At 35.1% G+C, this 25,254-nt stretch carries 27 protein-coding genes; 4 read left to right on the top strand and 23 right to left on the bottom strand.

Annotated features, from left to right (window positions below; all coding sequences use genetic code 11):
• Nucleotides 1-3: 3 nt before the first annotated feature.
• The 13 genes from HN014_RS08030 to HN014_RS07970 form a co-directional block, all read right to left on the bottom strand.
• A complete protein-coding gene (locus HN014_RS08030) occupies nucleotides 4-195 on the bottom strand; it encodes a hypothetical protein (RefSeq protein ID WP_176028367.1) in 192 nt (63 codons plus the stop codon).
• Between the two features lie 158 nt (nucleotides 196-353).
• Nucleotides 354-794 carry a hypothetical protein gene (locus HN014_RS08025; RefSeq protein WP_176028366.1) on the bottom strand — a complete coding sequence of 147 codons (441 nt, stop codon included), beginning with the start codon at nucleotides 792-794 and terminating at the stop codon, nucleotides 354-356.
• Nucleotides 795-1,106, bottom strand: a complete 312-nt coding sequence (locus HN014_RS08020; RefSeq protein ID WP_176028365.1) for a hypothetical protein — start codon at nucleotides 1,104-1,106, stop codon at nucleotides 795-797.
• Entirely contained in the window at nucleotides 1,097-1,315 is a 219-nt protein-coding gene (locus tag HN014_RS08015; protein WP_176028364.1) for a hypothetical protein, read from the bottom strand. Before HN014_RS08015 ends, HN014_RS08020 begins: the two co-directional genes overlap by 10 nt.
• Entirely contained in the window at nucleotides 1,312-1,452 is a 141-nt protein-coding gene (locus HN014_RS08010; protein ID WP_176028363.1) for a hypothetical protein, read from the bottom strand. Before HN014_RS08010 ends, HN014_RS08015 begins: the two co-directional genes overlap by 4 nt.
• Complete coding sequence (locus HN014_RS08005) at nucleotides 1,449-1,679, bottom strand: hypothetical protein (protein WP_176028362.1); 231 nt, start codon at nucleotides 1,677-1,679, stop codon at nucleotides 1,449-1,451. The genes HN014_RS08010 and HN014_RS08005 overlap by 4 nt, the downstream gene beginning before the upstream one ends.
• Nucleotides 1,680-1,907: 228 nt before the next feature.
• Entirely contained in the window at nucleotides 1,908-2,591 is a 684-nt protein-coding gene (locus HN014_RS08000) for a DUF3164 family protein (protein ID WP_176028361.1), read from the bottom strand.
• The gene (locus tag HN014_RS07995) at nucleotides 2,588-2,797 is read right to left on the bottom strand and encodes a hypothetical protein (RefSeq protein ID WP_176028360.1); all 210 of its coding nucleotides are present in this window, start codon (nucleotides 2,795-2,797) and stop codon (nucleotides 2,588-2,590) included. The genes HN014_RS08000 and HN014_RS07995 overlap by 4 nt, the downstream gene beginning before the upstream one ends.
• Before the next feature lie 108 nt (nucleotides 2,798-2,905).
• Entirely contained in the window at nucleotides 2,906-3,382 is a 477-nt protein-coding gene (locus HN014_RS07990; RefSeq protein ID WP_176028359.1) for a hypothetical protein, read from the bottom strand.
• 275 nt (nucleotides 3,383-3,657) lie between these two features.
• Complete coding sequence (locus tag HN014_RS07985) at nucleotides 3,658-4,299, bottom strand: hypothetical protein (RefSeq protein ID WP_176028358.1); 642 nt, start codon at nucleotides 4,297-4,299, stop codon at nucleotides 3,658-3,660.
• On the bottom strand, nucleotides 4,299-5,183 hold the full coding sequence (locus HN014_RS07980; RefSeq protein WP_176028357.1) for an AAA family ATPase: 885 nt from the start codon (nucleotides 5,181-5,183) through the stop codon (nucleotides 4,299-4,301). Before HN014_RS07980 ends, HN014_RS07985 begins: the two co-directional genes overlap by 1 nt.
• Nucleotides 5,184-5,337: 154 nt before the next feature.
• Nucleotides 5,338-7,368, bottom strand: coding sequence for a hypothetical protein (locus tag HN014_RS07975; RefSeq protein ID WP_176028356.1), 2,031 nt, complete (start codon nucleotides 7,366-7,368; stop codon nucleotides 5,338-5,340).
• Between the two features lie 6 nt (nucleotides 7,369-7,374).
• Nucleotides 7,375-7,584 carry a hypothetical protein gene (locus HN014_RS07970; RefSeq protein ID WP_176028355.1) on the bottom strand — a complete coding sequence of 70 codons (210 nt, stop codon included), beginning with the start codon at nucleotides 7,582-7,584 and terminating at the stop codon, nucleotides 7,375-7,377.
• 111 nt (nucleotides 7,585-7,695) lie between these two features.
• Here HN014_RS07970 and HN014_RS07965 point away from each other — a divergent pair, with 111 nt between their 5' ends.
• The gene (locus HN014_RS07965; protein ID WP_176028354.1) at nucleotides 7,696-8,124 is read left to right on the top strand and encodes a DNA-binding transcriptional regulator; all 429 of its coding nucleotides are present in this window, start codon (nucleotides 7,696-7,698) and stop codon (nucleotides 8,122-8,124) included.
• A gap of 16 nt (nucleotides 8,125-8,140) precedes the next feature.
• Here the strand turns inward: HN014_RS07965 and HN014_RS07960 are convergent, their stop codons facing one another.
• From HN014_RS07960 to HN014_RS07950, 3 genes are read right to left on the bottom strand one after another with little or no spacing between them, the layout of a single operon-like run.
• Entirely contained in the window at nucleotides 8,141-8,386 is a 246-nt protein-coding gene (locus HN014_RS07960) for a hypothetical protein (protein WP_176028353.1), read from the bottom strand.
• A gap of 3 nt (nucleotides 8,387-8,389) precedes the next feature.
• A complete protein-coding gene (locus tag HN014_RS07955; RefSeq protein WP_176028352.1) occupies nucleotides 8,390-9,172 on the bottom strand; it encodes a hypothetical protein in 783 nt (260 codons plus the stop codon).
• A 16-nt stretch (nucleotides 9,173-9,188) separates the two neighbouring features.
• Complete coding sequence (locus HN014_RS07950) at nucleotides 9,189-9,347, bottom strand: hypothetical protein (RefSeq protein ID WP_176028351.1); 159 nt, start codon at nucleotides 9,345-9,347, stop codon at nucleotides 9,189-9,191.
• 1,445 nt (nucleotides 9,348-10,792) lie between these two features.
• Between HN014_RS07950 and HN014_RS07945 the strand changes: the two genes are divergently transcribed.
• On the top strand, nucleotides 10,793-14,242 hold the full coding sequence (locus HN014_RS07945; RefSeq protein WP_176028350.1) for a fibronectin type III domain-containing protein: 3,450 nt from the start codon (nucleotides 10,793-10,795) through the stop codon (nucleotides 14,240-14,242).
• A gap of 612 nt (nucleotides 14,243-14,854) precedes the next feature.
• Entirely contained in the window at nucleotides 14,855-18,322 is a 3,468-nt protein-coding gene (locus HN014_RS07940) for a T9SS type A sorting domain-containing protein (protein ID WP_176028349.1), read from the top strand.
• A 69-nt stretch (nucleotides 18,323-18,391) separates the two neighbouring features.
• On the opposite strand, the gene HN014_RS07935 is transcribed toward HN014_RS07940, so the two are convergent.
• From HN014_RS07935 to HN014_RS07915, 5 genes are all read right to left on the bottom strand, one after another.
• The gene (locus HN014_RS07935) at nucleotides 18,392-19,105 is read right to left on the bottom strand and encodes a 3'-5' exonuclease (RefSeq protein ID WP_176028348.1); all 714 of its coding nucleotides are present in this window, start codon (nucleotides 19,103-19,105) and stop codon (nucleotides 18,392-18,394) included.
• Entirely contained in the window at nucleotides 19,089-20,255 is a 1,167-nt protein-coding gene (locus HN014_RS07930) for a serine hydrolase (RefSeq protein WP_176028347.1), read from the bottom strand. The genes HN014_RS07935 and HN014_RS07930 overlap by 17 nt, the downstream gene beginning before the upstream one ends.
• 105 nt (nucleotides 20,256-20,360) lie before the next feature.
• A complete protein-coding gene (locus tag HN014_RS07925) occupies nucleotides 20,361-20,837 on the bottom strand; it encodes a methylated-DNA--[protein]-cysteine S-methyltransferase (RefSeq protein WP_176028346.1) in 477 nt (158 codons plus the stop codon).
• Nucleotides 20,837-21,910 carry a hemolysin family protein gene (locus HN014_RS07920; RefSeq protein WP_176031061.1) on the bottom strand — a complete coding sequence of 358 codons (1,074 nt, stop codon included), beginning with the start codon at nucleotides 21,908-21,910 and terminating at the stop codon, nucleotides 20,837-20,839. The genes HN014_RS07925 and HN014_RS07920 overlap by 1 nt, the downstream gene beginning before the upstream one ends.
• A 175-nt stretch (nucleotides 21,911-22,085) precedes the next feature.
• Nucleotides 22,086-22,661 (bottom strand): GrpB family protein, encoded by a 576-nt coding sequence (locus tag HN014_RS07915; RefSeq protein ID WP_176028345.1) that lies wholly within the window; start codon nucleotides 22,659-22,661, stop codon nucleotides 22,086-22,088.
• Between the two features lie 499 nt (nucleotides 22,662-23,160).
• On the opposite strand from HN014_RS07915, the gene HN014_RS07910 reads away from it, so the two are divergent.
• A complete protein-coding gene (locus tag HN014_RS07910) occupies nucleotides 23,161-24,159 on the top strand; it encodes a sphingomyelin phosphodiesterase (protein ID WP_176028344.1) in 999 nt (332 codons plus the stop codon).
• A gap of 68 nt (nucleotides 24,160-24,227) precedes the next feature.
• On the opposite strand, the gene HN014_RS07905 is transcribed toward HN014_RS07910, so the two are convergent.
• Both HN014_RS07905 and HN014_RS07900 read right to left on the bottom strand, forming a co-directional pair.
• A complete protein-coding gene (locus tag HN014_RS07905; RefSeq protein ID WP_176028343.1) occupies nucleotides 24,228-24,725 on the bottom strand; it encodes a hypothetical protein in 498 nt (165 codons plus the stop codon).
• Nucleotides 24,726-24,799: 74 nt separating this feature from the next.
• Nucleotides 24,800-25,234 carry an SRPBCC domain-containing protein gene (locus HN014_RS07900; protein WP_176028342.1) on the bottom strand — a complete coding sequence of 145 codons (435 nt, stop codon included), beginning with the start codon at nucleotides 25,232-25,234 and terminating at the stop codon, nucleotides 24,800-24,802.
• Nucleotides 25,235-25,254 lie beyond the last annotated feature (20 nt).

Genomic DNA, 25,254 nt, shown 5'->3' with positions numbered 1-25,254 from the left:
CTTTTATTTTACTTCTAGATATGGGATTGATTTCCAAGCCTTAATTTTTACTGTAAAGGAATCCAAAGCATAAATTACAGATACAGCAATGTATTCCTTATTGTTTAATCTGTTGTAGATGTTTATAACATCGTCTTTGATAACATAATCAATACTGCCATTACGATAAGCTGCAGTGTTTTTTATCGCGCTCAAAATGGCTTTTCGGCGTTTTTTTAGCATCCTGATTTTAATACACTAAGTAAATCAAGCAGTCCATATATAGCTGTAGCCATACATATAAGACAAGCTGTTAATATTAGTTTTTCGAACGGTGTGAATTCTGGTTTTAAGTTCATTTTTTTTGCTTTTGTTTAGTTGCTGGAATATTCATCTTCCCAATATTTTTGATTTAAATATGTTGCCGCATTTGCCTTTTCTCGCCCGGGTTTTCTATAGAGAAAATTGTTGTATTTTTTGACGCCTTTTAAAGCATTTAGTCTGTCTGCTTTCGAGAGTTTCTTCCATGCTCTTTCCGAAACTACTTTCTTAATTTTATAGCCATATACATTCCAAAATGTTTGAAAGCTTAAATCTGGAGCTCCGATAATAATTTCAAAATTTTTAATGCTCTTCCATTTTTTTATCACTTCTTCTTTGTACGGAAATTTTGAAGAAAATAGCCAGTCTATTTGTGTTTGATTCAGTGAGCCATCTATTTTAAAGGAGGTTAAAACACCGTTTAAATCATATTTAAACTCCCAAATAGTCGGGTAATTTTTACTTTTAACAGTATAGGTTGTTGTTACTTCCATTTACGCTAGAATTTGATCTAATTGATTGTAAATACTTCGAACTGCATTTTTTTGATATTCACCCAGCGAAGTGGCATCAAAATATATTGAGAGGAATCTGTGCATATAATATGCTTCATGATATTTAATGGATATTTTGAAGGTTTTTTTTGAAGGTTTTGCATTTACTGCTTTGGTCGCTAATTTGATAGCAACAGGGAGTAATATACTTCGTAGTACCTTTGCGTCCTGAATGTGGTAATTTAAATGGGAGAAGACCTGATTAAGTACTTCTAATTGAGATAATGTTATTTTTAATTTTACTAAATCCATTGACTGTTTATTTTAATGGTGAAGTCTGAGTATTCTTTATTGTATTCTGAAACTGTTAATTGTTCAAAAAGTCTGTTTTGCATTGAAAGCCTTGCTATTTCTTCGTTAATCTTTATCCTGTCTTCAAAAGACAAAGGCGTATTCATTAAAAATGAATCATATAGCGCCATCAAACGAATATTTTCTCTGTGCTTTTGCTTACTTGTCATGCTTCTGTTTTCTTTTCGAATTCTTGTCCGCATTTCAAACAATAGACAACTATCTCTTCTACGGTGCAAGAACCTCCAACCACTTTAATCGCTAGTTGTTTATGCTTACACAAAGGAGGTTGCTTTTTGTTTTTCATTTTGAAAGTACTTGCTCTAATTGATGTATGGTTGTAGATACTTCTGAGGGGGATTGAGCAAGCAGTGGTTTTTTGGCTTTGGAATTTTTCTTTATAAACTCCCCAAGCCGTTTGGTATCAGGAACTAACTTGTATTTAGGATGATCAGTAACCCATCCTAATTGTCTGCAGAGAGACAAGATATACTTGTGTTGAGAGTTGTTTTTATCGAATGCTCCATATTCCATACTAGTTGCGTTTTTTTAAGAAGGGAGACTCGAAAGTCTCCCGGGTTGTTTAAAGGGAGGTTTCTTTATAATAATCGTGTTTAATAATTGCTGAAACACCAAATATTATGACAGTTGACAGAATGATTTTCGATAATAAAACAAAATCTATCTGACTCCATATTAATAGATATAAAAGCATTATAATAGCTATTAAAGATGTTTTGTTAATTATATTTATAAGCGTTTTCATATTGCAGAAAAATTTAAAGGAATAGTTTCCCAGTTATTATCAGAGGAGGTATTTTTAGTTTCAAAAGAAAAGCCAAAGCCTTTTAATTCTAGGTTGTAAGATTCTTTTAAGAGTCGAAGGCCCTCTTTCCATCGAGGGTCTGTATAATTATCTTCTAGCGATAATAAATGCATGACTTTTTGATACTCTAAATCGCCATCTTTGTTTTTCTCGAGAAAGACCATAATGACTTTAAAGTCTTGAATATTCCGAATTTTCACAGTGTCTTGCAGAAATTCCTTTAATAAATCTGTAGCTTTTGAGGAGCGTTCGTCCCACGTGGGAGATGTCTCCCGGTGACGGCGTATGCGAAAAGTTGCTGCGTTATTTTTGATACTAAACCCTCCTTTTGAATTAGAACGCATTGCACCATATTTGCTAATTTCTAAGGCTTGATTTTCCATAGCCGAACGTACCTTTTCTTTGAATTTTTGCAATTTGACACTTATCTCTATTGCTTCTTCTGAAAGAGACATAACTGTTTCTTCTCGCTTTGCTTCGTATATCTCCCGTTGTTTTTTTCTCTCTCGAGCTGCTTCTTTTTTGCGCTTGGTGAGAAGGTGTTGGAGTTCATCTATAGATAAATTAGAGGCGCTTACAAACTCCGGCTCATTTACTTTTATATCTTCTACTTTTTTCATGATATTGTTTTTTTAAATTTTCGCAGGAAGTGTTCTGCGGTTGCTATAGTAGCACTATTGAAGGCGTCTGAACTTGTTTCTCCCTCGACATTAGCAGTAACTTCAATATCATCGATTATTGAGGTTATAATTAAAACAGGTGTGTCGTCAGGATATGACAAACGGAATAACACTTGTTCCTTACTGAATACTTTGCAAAAAATCATTCTATAGTGTATTGTATTGAGTAGTGAAATTCTTTTTTTAAGACTTTAATAGGATTGGATGGCTTTATTTGATATGCCAAATAAATTACCTTGTGGTCGGTACAGTACCTAATGTTTTGCGCTCTCAGCTTGCTTAACATTTGACTCTCTCTGTTTTGTGTTTTGCAACAGCTCATTAAAATCGGTTTTTTTGCGTTTCCATTGAGTTTCCTTAATTATCATTTTTATCTTTTTCACCTTAATATTTATATCGTTAGGAATAACATAAACAGGATAATCATGAACTCCTTCTTGTACCTTCATCTGAGCTGCTATCTCTTGATGACATAAAATGCCCTGGGCATAGGATAAAAATTGGCGCTGCTCTCTGCTATATGCAATAGCATCTCTTAGCTCGTCGATTCGCAATGATGATGGCGACAGAGCAAAGTTCACATCTGATTTGAGTGATTTTAACTCATTCTCGATTCTACTCTTGTCTTTTAGAAGCATTGAGTTATCGGCTAGATTAGCTCCAAATAATATTTTGTTGATAGATTCTAATTGGGAGGAGAGTTGTTCGATTCGTTCTTTTTCTGATCTCATTTAATATGTGTTTTGGATATGTGTTTTGGATAGAGTTGATTTTATGAAGTAAAAACATTTTAAGAGTTGGGGTAGGGAACATTTGTTGTGTCTCTACAAACTCCCTCTCTTTTAAGTTTATCTCCCGTTTATACCATTCAAATAGTCTACTACTTGTTAGTAAAAGTTGGAGATGATTTTCGGTATAACTGTATTCTAAACAGTATTTAAAAAAACAATCCCATATCAATTCCTGATATTCTGATTGTGTAAAACCGAGACGGTTTAATATCTTGTCATTTAAGAATTTCTGACCCATGATAAAGTGCTGCTTTTTCTTCGTTGATTATTAATTTACCGCCGGGGCACCTACCCGAAACAAAACATGTGAGTCCTTGTACTCTGCATATTATATCTGCCAGTTTTTTGGCGAGTTTGGCGGTCGCTGAATAAGGTTCGTTTGCTTCCTCGTGAGCAATAAAAACAATTAGCTTGTTGGAATGTTTCTTGCAAAATTTTCGCAATCCCCCGCTTTTAAGTTCGTCTAGATACACAGTTATGTTATCTATAAATATGTATTTCGGAGCTTGGCGGGAGGAGATTTTTATGTCTAATTCTGCGAGTGAGATGTATGGAACGAATTGGAGATTTTTGTTGTCTAAATCTATTTTAGCACGCTGCAGGGCGTCAGAGAAAGTTTTTCGTATTCCTTCCTCTGCAGAAACATATAATGTTCTGCCAAACGAACTAATATACTCAGACATTAACAAGTTAAATGTTGTTTTTCCATGTTTTTCGCGTCCGTATACTATCCAGATTCCGGAAGTTTCGGGAGCACCCAGAACATCTTTCCAAATACCTGAGAAATTGAAACAGTTGAACTGTTGAGAAAGAATAGTTCTTGCCGATAGTGATCTGCGTATTTTCTTTTTCGTCATTATATGTTGTTGTTAATTTTAACAATTTTTTTTAAATAGCGGAGGCGAGAATCCTCGGCTAATGTCATTTTTACAATCTTGTTGACCTTTGATTTATCTTTGACATTGGCATAGGCTACATCTTGGTACAATTCGCTCAGAAAAGAGCGTTTGTCTTCTCCTTTTGGAGTAAAGCTTATGTATTCGTCTAGGAAACGGCTTTTGATCGCTCTAAAGCCTTTCTTTTGATTTTCAATCGAACGTTCAAACGTCTTTTTTAACGACTCATCACCTATCATGTACCAACTACATCTATCTTCTGTGGAGTTCCACAATTCGGGTATTTCTAAAAATGCTGAATAGTCGAGGTATCCTACATCATCCAATACAAAAAGCGGATTAACCAGCACTGCGTTTATGTAGTATTTCAGATTTTCTTTCACATCATGATACCTACCTGTATCGTTTATCCCTACCACCTTTGCTATATATCTGACAAAGCGCTGCTTTGTCTTTGCTTGCGAGCAGTCTATATAAAAAGAATCGTGCATTCCTTGTACAATGTGACGCGAACAGGCACTTTTTCCTATTCCACAATCATCAATCAAGATCATCGACTCCGTATGTTGTTTGCAAAAATTTAAATTAGACTCTAATTGTTGGTAGACAGATGTTTTTACAAGCTTCCATGTATTCGAAGAAGTTTGAATATTTAGCTTTCTTGCTATTTGAAGTATTAGCGAATCAGATATTAGTTGGTGCGACTCACCATTTTTTAACCGACTATATACAGATGGACTTAAATCCAACGATTTCGCATATTTACTGTCTGAACCGGAAAAATTTTCTCGACGAGTAATAATTTCTGATATTACCTGTTCTTTAAAAGTGGTTTTTAATTCCATAACTAGCTGTTTTTTTGGTGAATTCTGTTCGATAATACTCGAGATAATTGCTGTATTGAATTATCCCATATTTTAACATCTTGTTTTGAAGACAAGGGAAGAGCTAAAAAATCATGATGTAAATCTTTTATTCTGTTTATGAGATCAATTTCTTTCATACTATCATATTTGAATTCCAGTTATTGTTGTTATTACCTCTTCTTGGTAGTGGTAGCTCTTCGTCATATATAGGCACTTCTTTGGCGGGTTCTTGCTTTGGAACATACTTTCCAATCGAAGCAATTTGAAACTTGTTATTAAGTGTTTTTGGAGTGTTGTCGATAACTACAATGTTATCGATTGAATTCTTCTGACTGCGCATATATCCCTGAACAGTAGCTACATATTTAGACATTAAATCACGTGCCAATTCATCTGACGGACTACGCTCTATAATTGCTCTTGGATATGATGGTTTTGGCAATATTTCGCAGATATAACGCCCTTTTACATATACAAAGGCTTTGAATATATTCCCTGAATTATCATCTAAATAGTAGACATCAAAGTTTTTTGCCTCTATTTCTTTCATTAATCTAATAAGAGAATCACCCGTACAAATTCGTCCTTTATCTCCCAATAGCCATTCAGTACGTTGTAGCTTAACTATTCCGGCATTACATGAGGTTTTTGAAGAATACCCCAAGTAGGGAAGAATTTCTTTGTAATTCGTTGCAGAAACGTTTGGATTTTGCGTTTCCAAAAACACTTCCCACCTTGTTTTTCCTTTTATTTTTGAGTGTTCCATATTATTCCATGTAACAATATCGATTAAACACTCCTCTACTAGTCGATCATAAGGAATTATTTGTTTTTTCTCGTTGCTGATCTGATTTGGTTCAGACTGAGCAAACGGGCGAGCAAGCCATCCTTCTCGTTCTTTTTCTAATTCGTATCGTAATGGCTTAAAATAAGCTTCAATTCGCTTTCCTCTTGCGTTATTTGCTTCAATTCTGACATTTTGGAACATAGCCCCATCTTTTAAGAAAGTGTCTTTAAAAGATGCGTTTAAAGACGATTCGCATTCTAACCCATCAGGCAAAGGAATATTCCATTCATGATAATTACGAACTAATTGACGGTAGAAATCAATTATAATTCCTTCTTTGCTCTTTCCCCACACCCAACAAGTAAAAGCTTCGCTACCTGTGTCTATTGCGTTGTAAAACCACATTCTTTTCCCCTTTTGATACTCAAAAGGTGGTTGCCGATCGTCGATTGAAAGTAACGAATTGGCATATTTCGCCTGTTGGAGGGAATGATAAGGGATTAGTTTTTGGTTAAGTTTTTGCCTGTTGCCATTTCGAATAGCATGTGTTCCTATTTGAGAATCCCATGACGACAAATAAGATGTAATAGCAGAAAGCGATAATGCTTTGAATTCTTTTGGGTCAAAAATTAAACCTGTATCGGTATTTACAATCTTTACGTAACCAGAAAGAAAAGCTTCGTATTGTTTCGCAACTTTTGTCGGTGTAGGCTTACTCTTTTGTTTCGCAAACATGGCATTTAGCAATGATATTGTTTCCGGTGTCATTTTTAAAGCGTTGCTCTTTCGTGAGCCTTTTGCGTCTTTTACAAGTGATATCAATCCAAATTCTTCGAAATCTCGCAGCGTTTTGTAAAAACGTTGAGATAAAGGAAGGTTATGAGTAGGTTTCTGCTGTTTTTGGAGTAGTTCGTTGTAGCTCTTAGCTTCTAATAGTAAAGATTTATCAATACCTCTAATGGATGCACCTTTAGACAATCTTTCGGCAGTACGGTCTTTTTTTAGCTCTAAAAGCGCATAAAGAACAGATGCATTAATAACATATTTATCTTTTGTTTCAGGTAAGAGGTATCGTCCGTCATCATATTGGAAATCATAATAAAAATCGATCGTGGATTTAGAGACTTTGTAATACTGCTCGAGGAGATGACCAATTTTTCTCGGATCACCTAATATTTCCTGATGTTTCTTAGATAAAGAATCAAAATCAACAAGAAGTTGGCGTCCGTTGCCTCCTGATTGTACTCGCTTTATTCCGTAATTCTTGTCCTTATATCTCCATAGCTCATTAGATAAATTACTGTATGTTCTATAACAAGCTGGCACAAGTTCTTCCTTTGTCGCAACCCATATCTTATTTTTCCAGAGATGTGGCATAATAAACTATCGGTTATAATTATCTAATCGTTTTCTTAGGTCAGCCAAAAACATTCCGCCTTTGGAATCTTTTTTACGCACACCTGTACGCAAAATTCTGTTTGCGTAATTTGCAGTAGGACTTATATCATGCTCTTTTGCGACTGTTTTGATTTTTACGAAACTTTTTAGGCGTTTTATCTCGTCGGAAGTGAAAGAATTTGCGTATTTTTTCATATACTTGTACCATTATTGTGGTACAAATATACGCACAAATTTGCGTATTATCAAAATAATGCGACGCACATATTCAAAAACACGCACAGAAACACGCACAAAAGATTGTATATGAATAATTTAAGTTTCAAAGAATTACGTACCGGAATAGGTTTAACCCAAAAAGAGGTAGCGGGTATTTTTGAAATTAGTCTAAGAAGTGTACAAAACTATGAGTATGACAATAGAAAAGTACCTCATCCAATAATGAAATCATTACAGGAGATGTATATTTCGCACGCAAAGAACACGCACAAAGACGAAAATACGCACACGGATAACAAATCCGTTGTTAAAAATTCTGGAAAAAATGATTCTGGTTTTATTTCAGAAGAAGTAGAAGCGATATTAAATAATTTACCTAAAAAACAAATTGTTGCTTACATTGAGAAACATAAACAAAAATTCGAGGAGGAAAGAGAGTATAATTTGTTTGTAAAGCTTTTGATTAAGGACGGTGTGATTAAAGAATTATTAGAACGACTTAGGGGGAAAAAATAAATTCCCCTTATTTTTTTTACGCTATTCTTTTATTGGTATACTCTTTATTAATAGCTTTTAATTCCTCGTTAGCTTCTTCTGTTAAGGAATCACTTTCTATAAAGCTTAAAAGTCTCAAAATAACTTCCTCTTTTTTATCCAATTGATCCAACAAATATTCATCAAAAGATTTTGTTGAGTTATCTAAATCCTGCTCCTGTAGCCCAAATTCAGCTAGACGGGAAAGAAGCTTTTCTTTATAAGAATCTTTATTTACTGCCATGCTTTAAGCTATTGTTTTTAAGGTTTCTTCTACTTCAACATCCAACTTTTGTAATTCTTCCCTAATTTTTTCCTTTTTAGATTCTTTTTCTTTAGGATTACTCATAGCCATTTTGGCAAATGGAAAAGTATAGTTTATTTTTATTCTGGATAATAATTTGATTAAAGAAACCAAATTTCTTTTTTCAAACTCTAAATCTTTTTGTAATGTGGAAATATGTTTTGAAATCAAAAAAGCAGAGGTTATAGAAAAAATAGCAATAATTATTCCTGAAATTAGATACGTAGTGCCTTCAAAATCAAGTTTTGGATAAAATGTGTATACCGAAAAGGCAACTGCGAAAAAAGCTATTATAGATATTTTTATTTTTACTGATAATAAGTACAAATTCGAAGTACTCATTCTATTTCTATAAAACAAAATAAAACATACAGAAGAATATATTAAAAAGATAGAAATTCCTAATGTGTATAAGAATTTTTCCATATTAGGAAACAGAAAAACTTTACTATCTTTCCTCACCTTTTTTATATGCTTGTAAAGACTTAAAGCATTATCGTATTTTATTTGATATTCTTTCTGCGCGTTAAATAAATCAGTTGCTATTGATAAGTTATTAGGATCAGATTCTAGTTTTAGAATTAAATTGCTCTTAACCTTATTACTTGAAGTCACTTCTTTATTTAAGGCGACATATTGTTTAGTTTTTAACTTTAGATAATCATTTATAAAAGGAACATGCCAAAAAAGCGCAGAAGTAAAAACTAATGCGCCTAATATATTCAAAATAAAGATTATATTTTTAGTTTGGTTCCACCACATCTTCGTCGACAATAGGGTCGTCTTTTCCTGTTGCCTGTTCTTCGTTGAATTCAATTCCAATCTCCTCATTTAATGCGTCTTTTTCACAAGCTAAAACAAAAAATAAGCTGAACACACTTAATAATACTACTTTTCTCATGTCTATTTTTTTAGGGGTTAATTTTCTTTAAAACCCAAAAATAAATCGGACACTTATTAAAAGCAAAGAATGGGGAAATATTTAAGTAATTGATATGGTTTTAAGTGTGTATTATTGCTTTATGCTAGTCATTTTAATGTTCTTGACAAACATACTACTTTTTGTATAAAAATAATTACGGTTTAACCGCAAAGTACTGCAACTACTGCACAGATGATAAACTTTTTCTTTTTTAATCTTTTCTAATTTTGACTTAATAAGCTGTAAAACAACTAATTGAACTCATGTTGTTAAAACAAAAAAGATACAATAAAGGGGTTTCAGTTGTTAAAAAAAAGAATGTAAATGCTAAAAAATGTTAATTATCTATGTCTAAAACACATCAAAAATAACATGGTGTTTTAAACCCAACTTTAAACCCAACTTTAAATGCAACTAAAAAACAAGGGGTTATGCAAAACTTTTTGCCGTATATAAAAAGATGGTGATTTCACGAGTATTTTAGAGCTGTTTAAAGAGCTTTTAAGCCTTTATTCGTAAGGGATTAGGTATTATGTTGTATTATTGTATTAAATACCATGTAAACGAAGAACTAAAACGGTATTTAAAAGAATTAATAAGGGTATTAATATGGTATTTTAGGGTATTTAGTATACATTTTGTTTTTTCAAAAAAAATTCAAAAAAAAGCCCAAATAGCCTATAAACAAAGACTTTTCGGACAATTTACAATTACTATGTTAGTATACATTTTGTTTTATGGGGGGTAAAACTACCTCATCAAAATCAACTTACCTGGTTGATTCTCTCTTTCAGAAAAAATACAATGTTCCTCCTCAATACAAGTACGCAAGGGATCTAACTCTCAATTATCCCGCAACCCCTTACCTAAAAATCATTCTGTCTCAGAAAAACAAAAGAAGGCAATACAATCCCAGTGCTTAATCATCTGATACAAGAGGACGTTACTTCTTGTTTGTAATCTTTTTTCTTACAAAAACAAAAAATCATTTCAAAATCATATCGATTATTTCACAAAAATGTTCGAACACACTAATTTATTTGCATTTTATCGAAAAGTCTGTTTTTTCTATATTTTTTTTAAGAAATTTGGGACTAACTACTAACTTTTTTTAACAAACTCAACGTCAAACAAATGAAATCCTATAAACGCCCTTGTCTTAGTTTCCTCGTCAAACTAACCAACACACGTACATCATACAGTATTTAACGATTTAATTCTATACACAGATAGCATCGAGGTTAATCGAAACCTACTTGCATTTGTTCTTTATTCCCCGTATTTAGGCAGCCTAACTAACTTCCTATATAATACCAAGACACGCAAGTAGCTATTAATAGCTATGCTTATCTTATGTAGATACCATAATAAACAAACACAAACTTTAGAATTAAAATTTAACTAATTTAACACAAGCTCAACTAATGAAAAAAACATTAATTGCCTTAATTGGCCTGACCTGTGGTATCAGTCAGGCTCAATTTAATCCTGATGCACCATGGGTAAACCAGGGGAACAAAGCCAAATCAGGAAAAACGATGGAATTCCAAGAAGTAAGTCAAGCTTTTGACTCTTATTGGAAAAATAAAGACCACACCAAAAAAGGAAGTGGATACAAGCCTTTTATGAGATGGAGAGAGTACTGGAAGCATGCATTACTTCCTGATGGAACAGTGCCTACTCCTCAGTTCTTCTGGAATGCCTGGGAGCAAAGAAAAAAAATGACGGCAACTACCAAAAATGCTTCAGCAGCTACCTGGACTCCTATGGGACCATTTGATCACAATCAGGCAAATTCCTGGTCTCCAGGACAAGGACGTGTCAATGTAGCCATCATAGATCCTAACAACCCTAGCACTTTTTATGTAGGAGCACCGGGAGGAGGAATCTGGAAATCTACAGACAGAGGAGCTAACTGGACGCCACTATCCGACAAACTCCCTCAAATAGGAGTTTCTGGAATTGCTATTGACCCGAATAACTCTAAAGTTATTTATATCTCTACAGGAGATGATGATACCAATGATAATTACAGTATTGGGGTATTAAAATCTACTGACGGAGGTGCTAGCTGGAACAAAACCGGACTGACCTTCACCAGTAGCAGAGCATCCAGTAATGATATCTACATTGATCCGAATAACTCCAATACCTTATGGGTAGCCACCGATACGGGAGTTTATAAAACTACCAATGCAGGAACAAATTGGACAAAAACACTGAATGGTAACATCAAAGACATCAAACTAAAACCTGGAAATTCTAAGGTGATTTATGCTGTTACCAGTTCTAATTTTTACAAATCTACTGATGGAGGAAATACATTTAGTCAAAAACAGAGTGGCCTTCCTTCCCGATCAGGACGATTAGTGATTGATATTACTCCAGCTAACCCTGAGTATGTATATGTATTAAGTGCCAACACTAGAAATTCTTTTCAAGGTCTATACAAATCGACAAACAGCGGAGAAAGCTTCACTAAAACACAAGAAACTCAAAATATTTTTGAGAGTACTCAAGCTTGGTATGATTTAGCTCTTGGAGTATCTGACAAAAACCCTGACATTGTTTTTGTAGGATGTCTTAATGTGTGGAAGTCAACTAATGGAGGAAACAGATTTACCAAAATCAACAATTGGAGTTCCCCCAGACAAGCAACTTATACACATGCTGATATCCACTTTTTGAGATATTATAACGGAAAACTATTTTGTGGTAGTGATGGAGGAGTATACCTTTCTGAAAACGACGGAAGTAGCTTTAATGATTTAACCAAAGGATTACAGATCGGACAGTTCTATAGAATATCTGTAGCTCAAAACAGTAGTGCTAATCGATTAGTTGGTGGCCTACAGGACAATGGAGGATATGCCCTCAACGGAACAGAATGGAATAACTATTACGGAGCCGATGGAATGGATTGTGCTGTAAGTGGTAATAATTCTAATACATATTATGGCTTTATACAAAATGGGCAACAACTATATGTTACAACCAACAGAGGAGTTACGCAGCGTCAAGTAGCAAGAGGGCCAGAAACAGGAAATTGGATTACTCCACTTGTCTCAGATAAAAATGGGGTATTATATGCTGGATATAGCAAGTTCTACAAAGTGAGTAACAATTCCTTCCAAAAAGTGTCTAATTTTAACTTTGGCGGAAAAATAGACCATATAGAATTAGATCCTAACAATGCCAATAATATGTATGTGGCAAGAGATAGAAATTTATATAAAAGTACGGACAAAGGAGTTAATTGGAGTTCTATCCATACTTTCCAAACAAATATCTCTTCTGTAGAAGTTCACAATGACAATTCTAACATTATCTATGTAACCACCAGTGGTTCTGGTAACGGAGGAGTTTTTAAGTCTACTAATCAGGGAACCAATTTTAGCAATATTGCAGGAGGTCTTCCTGGAGAAGCAAAAATTGTTGTTCGTCACCAAAAAGGAACAGAAAATATCTATCTGGGAACTTACCTGGGGGTATATTACAAAAGTGGTAATAACAATTGGGTAAACTATTCTTCGAATCTGCCAACTATTTCTGTAAGAGACCTGGAGGTTAATTTAAAAGATCAGGTACTGATAGCCGCTACTTACGGTCGTGGTGTATGGAAAGTTCCTCTTGCCGGAGCATCCGGAGGAGATACACAAGCTCCAACTACTCCGACGGCTTTAGTCGCTTCTAATATCAGCAGCACTTCTCTTACATTATCATGGAATGCCGCTACAGACAATGTAGGAGTAACAGGGTACGATGTTTATCAGGGAAGTACTATTGTTACGTCTGTATCAGGAAATTCTGCTACTATTACAGGGTTAACTCCGAATACCAGTTATCAATTCAGAGTTAGAGCTAAAGATGCAGCAGGAAATCAATCCGCTCTGAGTGATGCGGTATCTGCTACAACAAGTGGTACCGGTGGAGACCAATGTACTGCAGCAGTACAGACATTCCCTTATAACCAGGGATTCGAAAACTCCTTTGGTTCATGGAAGCAAAGCAATAATGACAATATTGACTGGTCAACAAGAACCGGACAAACACCATCAAATGGAACTGGTCCTTCCAGTGCACATCAGGGAAGTTATTACATCTATGTAGAAGCATCTGTAACCGGTACTGGTCATCCTAACAAAAGAGCTATTCTTACTTCTCCTTGTTTCGACCTGACAAATTTGACTCAGGCAACTGTAAGCTTCAACTACCATATGTATGGAGATAATGACATGGGAAGCATCGCTCTGGAAGCAAGTAAAGATAACGGTGCAAACTGGGTAAGCCTATGGAGCCAAACTGGTAACAAAGGAAACAATTGGCTATCTGCCAGTATTGATCTGTCTGCATACTCAGGAGGAACGGTACAACTTCGTTTTAACAGACTAACAGGAGCTACCTGGAAAGCAGATATTGCTATTGATAATTTTGCTTTAAAAAGCGCAGGAACAACTGGAGATATCTGTGATGGTATTGAAGAGTGGAGATCTGGTCAAACATATCAGGTAGGTGATAAGGTTACTTACCGTGGTTATCTGTTTGAAAGAATTGCTACAGGAAGTGGTTGGAAAAGATTAGGTGCTTGTGGCACAACTTTTACGAGAGACCAAAAGACAGCTTCTCTAAATGTAGAATATCCTCCGGTAATCAACAAATTGGTCATAGAACCTAATCCGATAAAAGGAAATATTTTACACACTCTATTTATTCCTTCTAAGGATGCCACATACTCTATCATTGATATTCAAGGAAAAATTATTAGAGAAGGAGACTTCTCTACTGATATCAATGTTACAGGAATTCCAAAAGGAGTCTATATTCTTAAAGTCCTTTCAGATAAAAAAGAACATACACAACGCTTTATTAAATAATAAATATTAGGGCACATTTATTATTTAAAATCCCTGTGATTTCTAAAATAGATCACAGGGATTTTTACATGTAAAAATATATATTTTACTTTGTCATATCAACTAGGTAGTTTGTCATATATTCATTGTTTTTGGTCGAAAAAACAATTCTAACCATCTTTTTTTTCGGAAATTTGAAATGCAAAACCTAATTAATAATCATCAAAAAAAGATACACTAACTAACATACTCTTTCCTTGTTATTTTTCGGAAAAGCCAACTTCTTTTCAAACTCCCGAAAATTAATACCTCTAATTAAACCTAATCATTTTTACTCACACCGAAACCTATGCAAGAAAGAAAAAACAAACCCAAAACTGGTATATCGTAATCAATATACTTCCATTCGTATTATTTATAATGTAATTACTTAACTGCCACTATTTATTTCAAATAGTTCCCAGAAGTAAAACTGTATTCTTTTGTCATCAATATTCAAAAACATTGAATATTGATTGAAGGGAGCCTGTACTCTTTTCCGAATTTCGAATACATTTTTTCTTCAGGATTCCTATACCCTACTATCAAGGAAATTACAACTAAATAAACTATTAAACCTTTAAAATCATTACGATGAAAAAACTACTATTGGCCGTTTTCGGCTTAAGTTGTTCATTTATCCAGGGGCAATATGTATCAGGTGCTCCGTGGATGGAAACCTTACAGCAAAAAGAGCGTTCCGTTAATTCTCAACAACACACTCCTACTCTGGAAGAAATAACCGCTGCTTTTCAGGAATATTGGAAAGACAAAGATCACACCGTAAAAGGAAGTGGATACAAACCCTACATGAGGTGGCAGGAATATTGGAAATACTCCGTACTTCCAGATGGGACAATTCCATCGAGTGATATTCTCTGGAATGCCTGGGAAAAGAAGGAAAAATTAAGTATCGAGAAAAACAGCAGTAATACTTTCTGGGCACCAATGGGTCCTTTTGATCATAACCAGAGTGTTTCCTGGTCGCCTGGACAAGGTCGGGTTAATGTCGCAATGCCAGACCCTAACAACCCAAACATCCTATATGTAGGTGCTCCTGCAGGAGGTCTTTGGAAATCTACCGATAGAGGAGCTAACTGGATTCCGCTAACAGATAAAATTCCACAGATAGGAGTATCTGGAATTGCCATTGACCCTAATAACTCTGATATTATTTATATCTCCACAGGAGACGATGACAACCGAGATTCTTATAGTATTGGAGTGTTAAAATCTACCGATGGCGGAGCTACCTGGGCTAGGACAGGTCTGGTATTCTCTTCCGGAAGCCCTTCCAGTAATGATATATATATCGATCCTTCGAATTCTAATGTCCTATGGATAGCCACCAATTCAGGAGTATATAAAACTACAGATGCCGGAGTTTCATGGAGAAAAACATTAAACGGAAATATAAAAGACATTAAATTAAAACCAGGGGATGCATCTGTAATATATGCTGCTTCTACCAGTGCTTTTTATAAATCAACAGATGGAGGAAATAACTTTACACAAATCACCGCTGGTTTACCTACTCAATCCAGTCGTTTAGTAATTGATGTAACGCCTGCTGATCCTAATTATGTATACCTAGTCAGTTCGGATTACAGTTATGTTTTTCAAGGGCTATACCGTTCTACGGATAGCGGAACAACTTTTACAAAAACAAGAGAAACGAAAAACATCTTTGAAAACACCCAATCATGGTACGATTTAGCACTTTCTGTTTCAGATACGAACCCAAATGTTGTTTTCGTCGGATGCCTCAACATCTGGAAGTCTACTAACGGAGGGGATACTTTTAATAGAATTAACTATTGGGCTTCTCCTAAACAAGTAACCTATACTCATGCAGATATCCATTACCTAAGATACTTCAATGGGGAATTATACTGTGGTAGTGATGGAGGTTTTTACCTTTCTAATAATGATGGTGCAACATTCACCAGTTACACAAAAGGGCTACAAATAGGTCAGTTTTACAAAATTTCTGTAGCTCAAAATTCAAGCTCAGACAGGCTTGTGGGAGGATTACAAGATAATGGAGGATTCGGACTAAGAGGTACTCAATGGAATGTATATCACGGAGCCGATGGAATGGATTGTGTAGTCGATACCAGAAATCCCAATGTCTACTATGGATTTATTCAATACGGTCGCTACTTATACAAAACAGAAGACAGAGGTCTTTCTAACAAATATGTAGCAAGTGGTCCCTCTACAGGAAATTGGGTGACTCCATTAGCAATGGATACTGATGGGGTAATTTATGCAGGATACAAAGGCTTCTATAAACTAGAAGGAAATGCATTTACAAAAATATCCACTTTTAATTTTACCGGAAACATTGATCATATAGAAATAGACCCACATAATAACAGTACCATTTATGTAGCTCATGATTACAATCTACACAAAAGTACCGATAAAGGAATCAACTGGACAAAAATACATACTTTTAGAGAGCCTATTACTTCTATAGAAGTAAACAATGACAACGGTAATACGCTATATGTAACTACAGGAGTAACTTATAGCGGAGGGGTATATAAATCTGTAAACCAAGGAGTAGATTTCGAAAACATCACTGGAAACCTCCCTCATGAATCTAAGTTTGTTGTCAAACATCAAAAAGGCTCTGATATTATTTATTTAGGGACTTATCTTGGAGTATACTTAAAGAATGGAAACGGAGAATGGATTAATTACTCAAACAATCTTCCAAATGCTTCGATACGCGATCTGGAAATAAATTTACAAGACAATGTATTAATAGCAGCAACCTATGGGCGTGGTGTATGGAAAGTCCCATTATCTAGCTCTAATCAAGGAGAAAATCCATCTGCCCCTACAAACTTTTCTGCGAAGCAGATCAACAAAACCAATGTTAACCTGGTATGGGATGCTTCTGTCGATAATACAGAGGTTGCCGGGTATAAATTATATCAGGATGGAATTCTAATAACCACTACTAATAAGAGAAGCGCTACTATTTCTCAATTAAACCCATCAACTTCTTATAACTTTAAAATTAAAGCGTTTGATATTGATGGCAATGCATCGGAATATGGAAACTCTTTAACTGTTACAACTACAGACGGATCTATAGAAGGATGTAGCAGTACGATCTCTGTTTACCCATACCATGAAGGATATGAAAACACATTGGGAGCCTGGGTACAATCCTCAAATGATCACTTAGACTGGACAATTCAAAACGGGAGAACTCCTACCGCTGGAACCGGACCTTCTTATCCACAGGAAGGCACCTACTATCTCTATGTAAAAGCTTCTGAAAACGGAGTTGTAAACTCCAATAAACAGGCGATTCTAACATCTCCTTGTTTTAACCTAAGCTCAGGACCTGACCCTGTATTCTCTTTCAGCTATCATATGTATGGAGATGGTGATATGGGGAATTTATCTTTAGAAGCAAGTGCAGAAGGAGAAGCAAACTGGATCAGCTTATGGCATCTAACTGGAAACAAAGGTGACGGCTGGTACAACACCACAGTTAGCTTATCTCCTTTCTTAGGAAGAACTGTAAAACTTCGTTTTAACAGAGCTGTCGGGGCTTCTGAAAAAGCAGATATTGCGATTGATAATATTGCCTTATCCTTATCAGGAAATAACAGAGTAAAAACCAGCTATACCTGTAGTGGTATTGCTCCCTGGGATAGTCAAAAGATTTACAAAGTAGGAGAAAGAGCATTGTTTGAAAATACAGTTTCTGAAAGAACAACATCTGGATGGAAAAACCTGGGATCTTGTACTTCCAGTACAAATGGGGCAACATCTTTAAACATTATTTCTGCAAAAACACCTCCTGCTAATAATGAATTAATGATAAAAAACAACCCTGTAACCAACGGTACCCTTACTGTCTCACTAAAAAATCCTGCTGAAAATGCTTCTTATCAGCTGATAGATCTACATGGAAAAACAGTAGGAACAGGCCTATTAAAGACACACATTACCGTAGACCGATTAAAACCCGGAACGTATTTACTAAAAGTAACTACAAATGAACATGAATTTTTAAAACGCTTTGTGAAACAATAAGCTAATAAACCTATTAATTTATTGATTTTTCAAAAAGCCCTGAGATTATTTCTCAGGGCTTTTATTCATTTATACAGAAATTATCTCTTCCTCATCCAGTAATTCTTCTTGTCGCAAGCGCAAGAGAATCTGCGCAACTGCTACCGTATCCTTTTCACAATACAGAATGATCCGATCAATATCTTTCTCTTCGTAATAAACTTCTCGAACCTGACTGCCATCAATATCATCTTTTGGAGAAGGAATTCCCAGAATAGCCGTCATTAGCTTTAGGGAAGTATAATGTTTATAATCTCCAAATTTCCAAAGATCTAATGTATCCAAATGTGCTACCTCCCATGGCTTTTTACCAAATAGATTCAGTTTCCCAGGGAGCGATATTCCATGAATAATCATCCTTCTGGCGATATATGGAAAATCAAACTCTTTTCCATTATGAGCACACAACAAATGATGAGGGCGCGAATAATAGGCTTCTAATAAATGCTTAAATGCTATCAAAAGTTCTTTTTCATCACCAAAAAAAGATTTCGTTCTAAAAGAGCGACTATCTCCACGCAATACGAAATACCCAACAGAAATACAGATAATTTTTCCAAATTCTGCCCAAATACCTGCCCTCTCATAAAATGCTTCTGCTGAGAATTCCTCTTTGCGCTGATATCTGGTTTTATCAGCCCATAAGTATTTCATCTCCTCACTTAAGTCCTGATAACTTTCATGCAAAGGAACTGTTTCTATATCCAGAAATAATATATGTTCGAGATTAATTTTGTGAAGCATTTTCTAACATTTTATAGGCTTCTTCAACATACACATAAAAATCATCTGTAAAATCCTTATCCCCTTCAAAAACACCTCGTTTATGCCCTAACCGGACAATCACCAAATTATCTTCGGGAATAGAAATTACATATTGTCCTAATATGCCTCTCATCAAAAAAATCTTTTTTCCCATATGGTTCGATAACCAGTATCCATACCCATAAGGAGTTCCATTTCCAAACCGGGGATTGGTTGCTATATCTACAAACTCTTTTGGAATAATTTGTCGACCATTAAACATTCCTTCATGATTCATCAAAACCCCAAACTTGGCAAAATCTCTGGCATTACTAGAAATACAACAGTAGGCTTTTTCCATTCCGTTTTCTTCACTATCCAATTGCCACAATGCATCTTGCTGCATTCCTAAAGGTTTCCACAACGATTCACTCAGGTAATCCGACAAGTTTTTCCCTGTGGCTTTTTCCAGTACCATTGCTAATAACTGAGTATTACCACTAAGGTATTTATACGATTTTCCTGGCTCCTCTATTATCTTAAGGTTTTTAAATATCGGTCGAATATCGTCATCGTAATAGGTTCTGGCAGTAATAGAAAAAGGACTTGTATAATGCTCTGTCCAGTCCAATCCTGATGACATGGATGATAAATCTCCTACAGTAACTTTAGCTGCTATTCCTTCTGAAAACTCTGGTAAAAAATCTCCGATTGGCTGCTCTAGGTTTTTGACATATCCATCCGCTATAGCTTTTCCCAACAGTAATGTCACAATACTCTTAGCCATTGAAAAAGAGTTTGTCTTCGAGCTTACTCCATACCCTTCTTCATACTTCTCATACCAGATTTGATCATCTTTTATGATGAGATAAGCAACCGTTCCGTATTTTTCGTTTGTAGCAATTAGCTTATCCGTAGCGGTAGCTGTATTATATCCCGGGTGTTGTTTCCAGGCAATAACTGTCTCTCCTTTTTTTATTGTTCTATTATCAAAACTGGGATAATCATCTATATAAGCAGAGGTATATCCTTTGAGATACACAACCCTGACTCCTTTTAAAATATAATCGTAGTCAAAAATATACAATAGGAGTATAATCAACCCTAAAAGTAACAGAAGACCTTTAAAAAATCGTTTGATGTATTTCATGCTTTTATATTTATAAATGAGCTTATTATTAGCTAACGGCGCACTCCTTATGTACTGATAAGAACAGCTCTACTAATTTATAAATTTAATCCCTGAGATTGTACTCTAGAATAAAGATTGTTGTTTCACAGGATTTTCATGATCCAATAGCCATTTTTTTCGCCATAAACCTCCTGCATAACCTGTAAGGGATCCATCACTTCCTATAACACGATGACACGGTACAACGATCCACAATGGGTTTTTTCCATTCGCAGTAGCCACTGCCCGAATTGTTTTAGGATCTCCCATTTTCTTCGCCATATCCATATAGCTCCAGGTTTTCCCATATGGGATCTCCAATAACATTTTCCAGACTTTTTTTTGAAATACCGTTCCTTTGGGGTTTAATTCCAAGTCAAATGTTGTTCGTTTCCCTTCGAAATAAGCACTTAACTGATCTGCAGCTTCCTGAAGACACGAAGGTATTGCTGCTGATTGTTCTATATCTGTCTCTTTAGTAACTGTAATTTCGCAAACTCCCATATCATCTCCAGAGATAATTGCTTTGCCTAAGGGGGTTTCTATTACAATTGAATGCATTACGAATCTGGTTTATCATTAATCAGCCCCATTTGTTTTGCTCGTTTTTCCCAGTTTTTTCTTGCCAGATCCTGCATGTCTTTTTCTGCATCACTTTCATCAATAATTTCTAATCCTAACAGGGTTTCTATAACATCTTCCATAGTTACCAGACCACTTACGGATCCATATTCATCAACAACTAAAGCGATATGGTTTTTTTTCTCTATAAAAGTGTTAAACAATTCAGGAATTGGAACATTTCTATGAGTATATAAGATTGGTCTTTTTATATCAGTTAATCGGATATTCCCATTGTTATTGGCCATCTCTCTAAACACTTCATCTTTCAGAACAACTCCTGTAATATTATCCGAATCATCTTTATATATCGGTATTCTGGAAAACCTAAGTTGTGCGTTTTTATCAAAGAATTCTTTTACTGTAGTATCTTCTGATGCAATTTTCATCACAGTTCTGGGGGTCATCACATCTTTCGTCATTACTTCCTTAAAGGTTAGCAAATTTTTAATCACTGTCGACTCCGAATCTTCAAACACTCCTTCTTCTCTGGCAATATCCGCCATTGCAGAAAAATCTTCCCTACTCAAAATAGAACCATGATGCCCTTTTTTCCCAACTAGCTTAGTTGCCAATCTCAGAATCCATAAAATCCCGGTCCATTGTAGTACAACTATAAAAATTTGCAATACGGTTGCTGTAAATCCAGATAGTTGTTTCCAATAAGTAGCTCCTATTGTTTTGGGAATAATTTCTGATAATACCAGAATCAAAATAGTCATAACAACCGACACTATCAAGACTCCATTTCCTTCATCTCCAAAAGCTTTCTTTGCTTCCACTCCAACCAAAATAGCTCCTACTGTATGTGCTAGTGTATTGATTGTCAATATGGCAATTAACGGTTTATCAACGTCTTTTTTCAGGTCTTCTAATTTTGTGGCATACGATTTCCCTTCTTTTTTCTTTACATTGATAAATGTGGAGGTCACACTTAGCAAAACAGCCTCAAGGATTGAACATAAAAAAGAAAAGAAAATAGATAGTAGCCCGTATACTAGTAAAAGTGTCATAAAATGTGTTCCAAAAATTGTTTTTGCTAAGGTACGCATTTTGGTCTGTATTTTCAGGATTAAGAACTCCTGATCCTTTTTTTACTTGATAATCGAGATTGAAACACCCTGGGGTTTCCCCTTGAAATTAAAATGTTCTTCTATATAGCGCCTTGTACAATTGTCTCAACAAAAGTTACCATTTAGATGCTGTTTTTGCTTTGTGGGTTATCTTCATTACAAATGCTGTTTTTGCTTTTCTATATGAAATCCTATCAGTAGCAAATTTAGTTGCCAATTCGACTTTTAACCTTCCATATTCTTCTGCTATATCAGGATGTGTTCTCAGATAATCTCTAAAAAAAATGCGTTCCCAGATTTCTTCGTGACTCAAGGTCGTCATATGAATAAAAAACCGCTGTTCTGCTCCTTCTCCACATTCAAATCCCTTTACAAAAATCATATAATGAGGATGACTTTTTTCTTGCTTAAAATACCGATACCCGTATTTCTTCATTTGCGATATAACTTCTGGATCAAACACCTTTTCCTCTGGGATTCCAATAATTACATCAATGACATCCTTAGAACAAACCCCATCTATAGAAGTACTTCCGCAATGCTCTATGCGTTTGATTGTATGATCTGGAAGTATTTTTTCTAACAACTTCTTCTCTTGCAAGAAATTTGTATTCCATTCTTTTTTATGTGGTCTTATTATCACCGGAAATAACATTCCCCATTCTTCTACGGTTAACTCGTCTTTTTTCATAGGTTTTAATCGTTCTCAAAAATTTACTTCCCACAGAAAATTGCCTTGCCACCCATCTCTAACATTAATTGTCTTCATTTGTATACTTTTTCAACCTTCCATCAGAAAAAGCTCTTCATAAAAACGATATCTTAGTCCTCTTTGATTTCTATGGAGAAACAATAAAAAGAATCTGGTTTCTTTGTTTATTGCTGGATCTTAAATATATAGACTTTATCACAAAGTTCCTTATCTAATCTGCAAAAAACCTCTATTCTATCTATTTTGACCTCAATCCTTATATGAAAAATATCAGAGGTTAAGTATTCCAAAATTTGTCTCAAAATCAGTACTGATCTCCTCTTAATGCTGCGTACATCTCATTCTGAGGGAATTTACGTACCAAGTATTTTTTATTTAAAATACGACCACTACTCTTAATACAATAGTAGCTTTTTAGTAATCAGCAGATAGCATCTCCCTTCTACTTTTGTTTCACAAACAATAAAAAACGCAAACCATGAAATTTCGAGTACTTATCCCCTTATTTTTCTGTTCTATATTTTTAGTTTCCTGTTCTAAAGATGATGATACCACGCTACAAAACACGATACAAGAGAGTTCTTCTAAAGTTCCTTTTATACAAGAATCATTGCACGTAATGAGCTATAATATTTTTCATCTACCTGGTATTGCTTCGGTTAGTCATTACAAAGAAAAAGAACGTGCCATTGCCCAACTGGAATACCTAAAAAGCATGCGCAATTCTATTGATGTTATTGTTTTTCAGGAAGGCTTTAACCAACAAGCAGAAACCTATTTACTAGATAAACTATCACGTTATTATCCATATAACACCCGTCTGGTAGGTCAATTTTGCTATGCGGGAAACTACTGGAACTCAATCAGCGGCAACTGCTCTAACAGCCCGTTTGTTGTCAACGGAGGAGTAACCATATACAGCAAATATCCTATTTTAGAAAAACATCAGCTGGTTTTCGAGCATTCGGGATATGGAACTCCGGATTATTATGCAAACAAAGGAGCTGCTTTTGTAAAAATCAAAAAAGACAACTACATATACAACATCGTAGGAACACATCTTCAGGCGGATCATAATGCTTATAACGGAAGTAGCGTACGACTGCGTCAACTTCGGGAAATAAAAAACTGGATCACTGGCTTTTCTATTTCAAAAAATGAACCTCTTATCTATGCAGGGGATATGAATGTCGAATACACAAACCCCTCTGATTATGCTCAAATGAAGCATATTCTACATGCTGAAATTAATTACACATTCAATCCTTCTACAGAAATGGGGACCTATTCGAATCAAAATACAATCGTTGTTAAAAATTATCCGAACTACAATGATTCTTTAGATTACATCTTACATAGTACAGAACACAAATCTCCTGTAACACCTCCTGAAATGAAGGTATTGAGACCTATGAAAAACGGTGAAGATTTATCGGATCATTTCCCAGTATTTACAAAATATTCATTTCGCTATTAAACGTAATGCAATTACGTCTACATTTCTTTTAAATCAAGATCGCAGGGAGTTTTCTATGCTCCCTGTTTTTATTTTTCTTGCGTACTTACCGTAAAGGTCGTTTCCAAGTACTTTTTCTTCCACTCTCCATCTATTAATTCCCCTACAATAAAAGAGTAAGTGGCATCATTTACATACTTCCACATATCCGTAAGCAACACTTCACCATAGCGATATTGGTAATAGATATCTTTCCCCTTGCTATACATTGTCCCTGTAGTCATATTACCAAACACATCAAACTCCCAGAAAACCAAGGTATTTGAAGCTACATCTACCTGTCGCACTCCATGAGCACGTTTACCCCATTCTTTTTGATCTTTATCTACAAAACCATAACTATCTGCAGTAATTATAGTTCCATTCAAATCATATGAAAAGATTAACTCCTGTTTAAAGTTACTCCCATCTCCCCAGGTTCCTTCGGCCACCCATGTTTTATTCACTAAATTTTCAAATACATCCAGTGACACTTTTTGACTAAAAACCCATACAGGTATCAACCAGCAAATCAATACAGTTTTCATGCACATATAAGTATGTTTTACGTTTTCGATTCATAGAAAAAGTCCTCATGCTCACTCTCGTCAACAAAGAAAACCTATAGTGTTTCCACTACCTTTTTTATCTTATCAGAGACCATTTCCCATCCTTGATTGATATGGTGTAACCGATCATAATTCCCATCAAAAGTCTCGTTGATAATTTTTAATATTGTTTTATCATTTTCACTAGATATCAGATAACTCACATGGATATAGTTCTTCGGGATATCTTCCAGACCGAAATTAGGATCAAAAGTGGAATATTTTATCTTTTCATAAGGAATTATTTCGATTACTTTACCTTTTTGAAAAGCTTCATACCCTTCATAGGTCCCTTCCCAAACAATCGTATCTCCTGCTTCCCAATTGGAAGTTACAGCACAATTAAACATATATTGTTTCGTATATGTTGATTCTGTTAGCACCTTCCACAGATCTTTTGCGTCTATTCGCAATGTCAAAATTCGCTCCGATTTCAATGAGTGATCCATCGTTTTTTTATTAGTTTCTA

Source organism: Aquimarina sp. TRL1 (genome assembly GCF_013365535.1).
Classification (GTDB): Bacteria; Bacteroidota; Bacteroidia; order Flavobacteriales; family Flavobacteriaceae; genus Aquimarina; species Aquimarina hainanensis.
The sequence above is the reverse complement of the archived record's forward strand: the minus strand, read 5'-3'. Positions and strand labels throughout refer to the sequence as shown.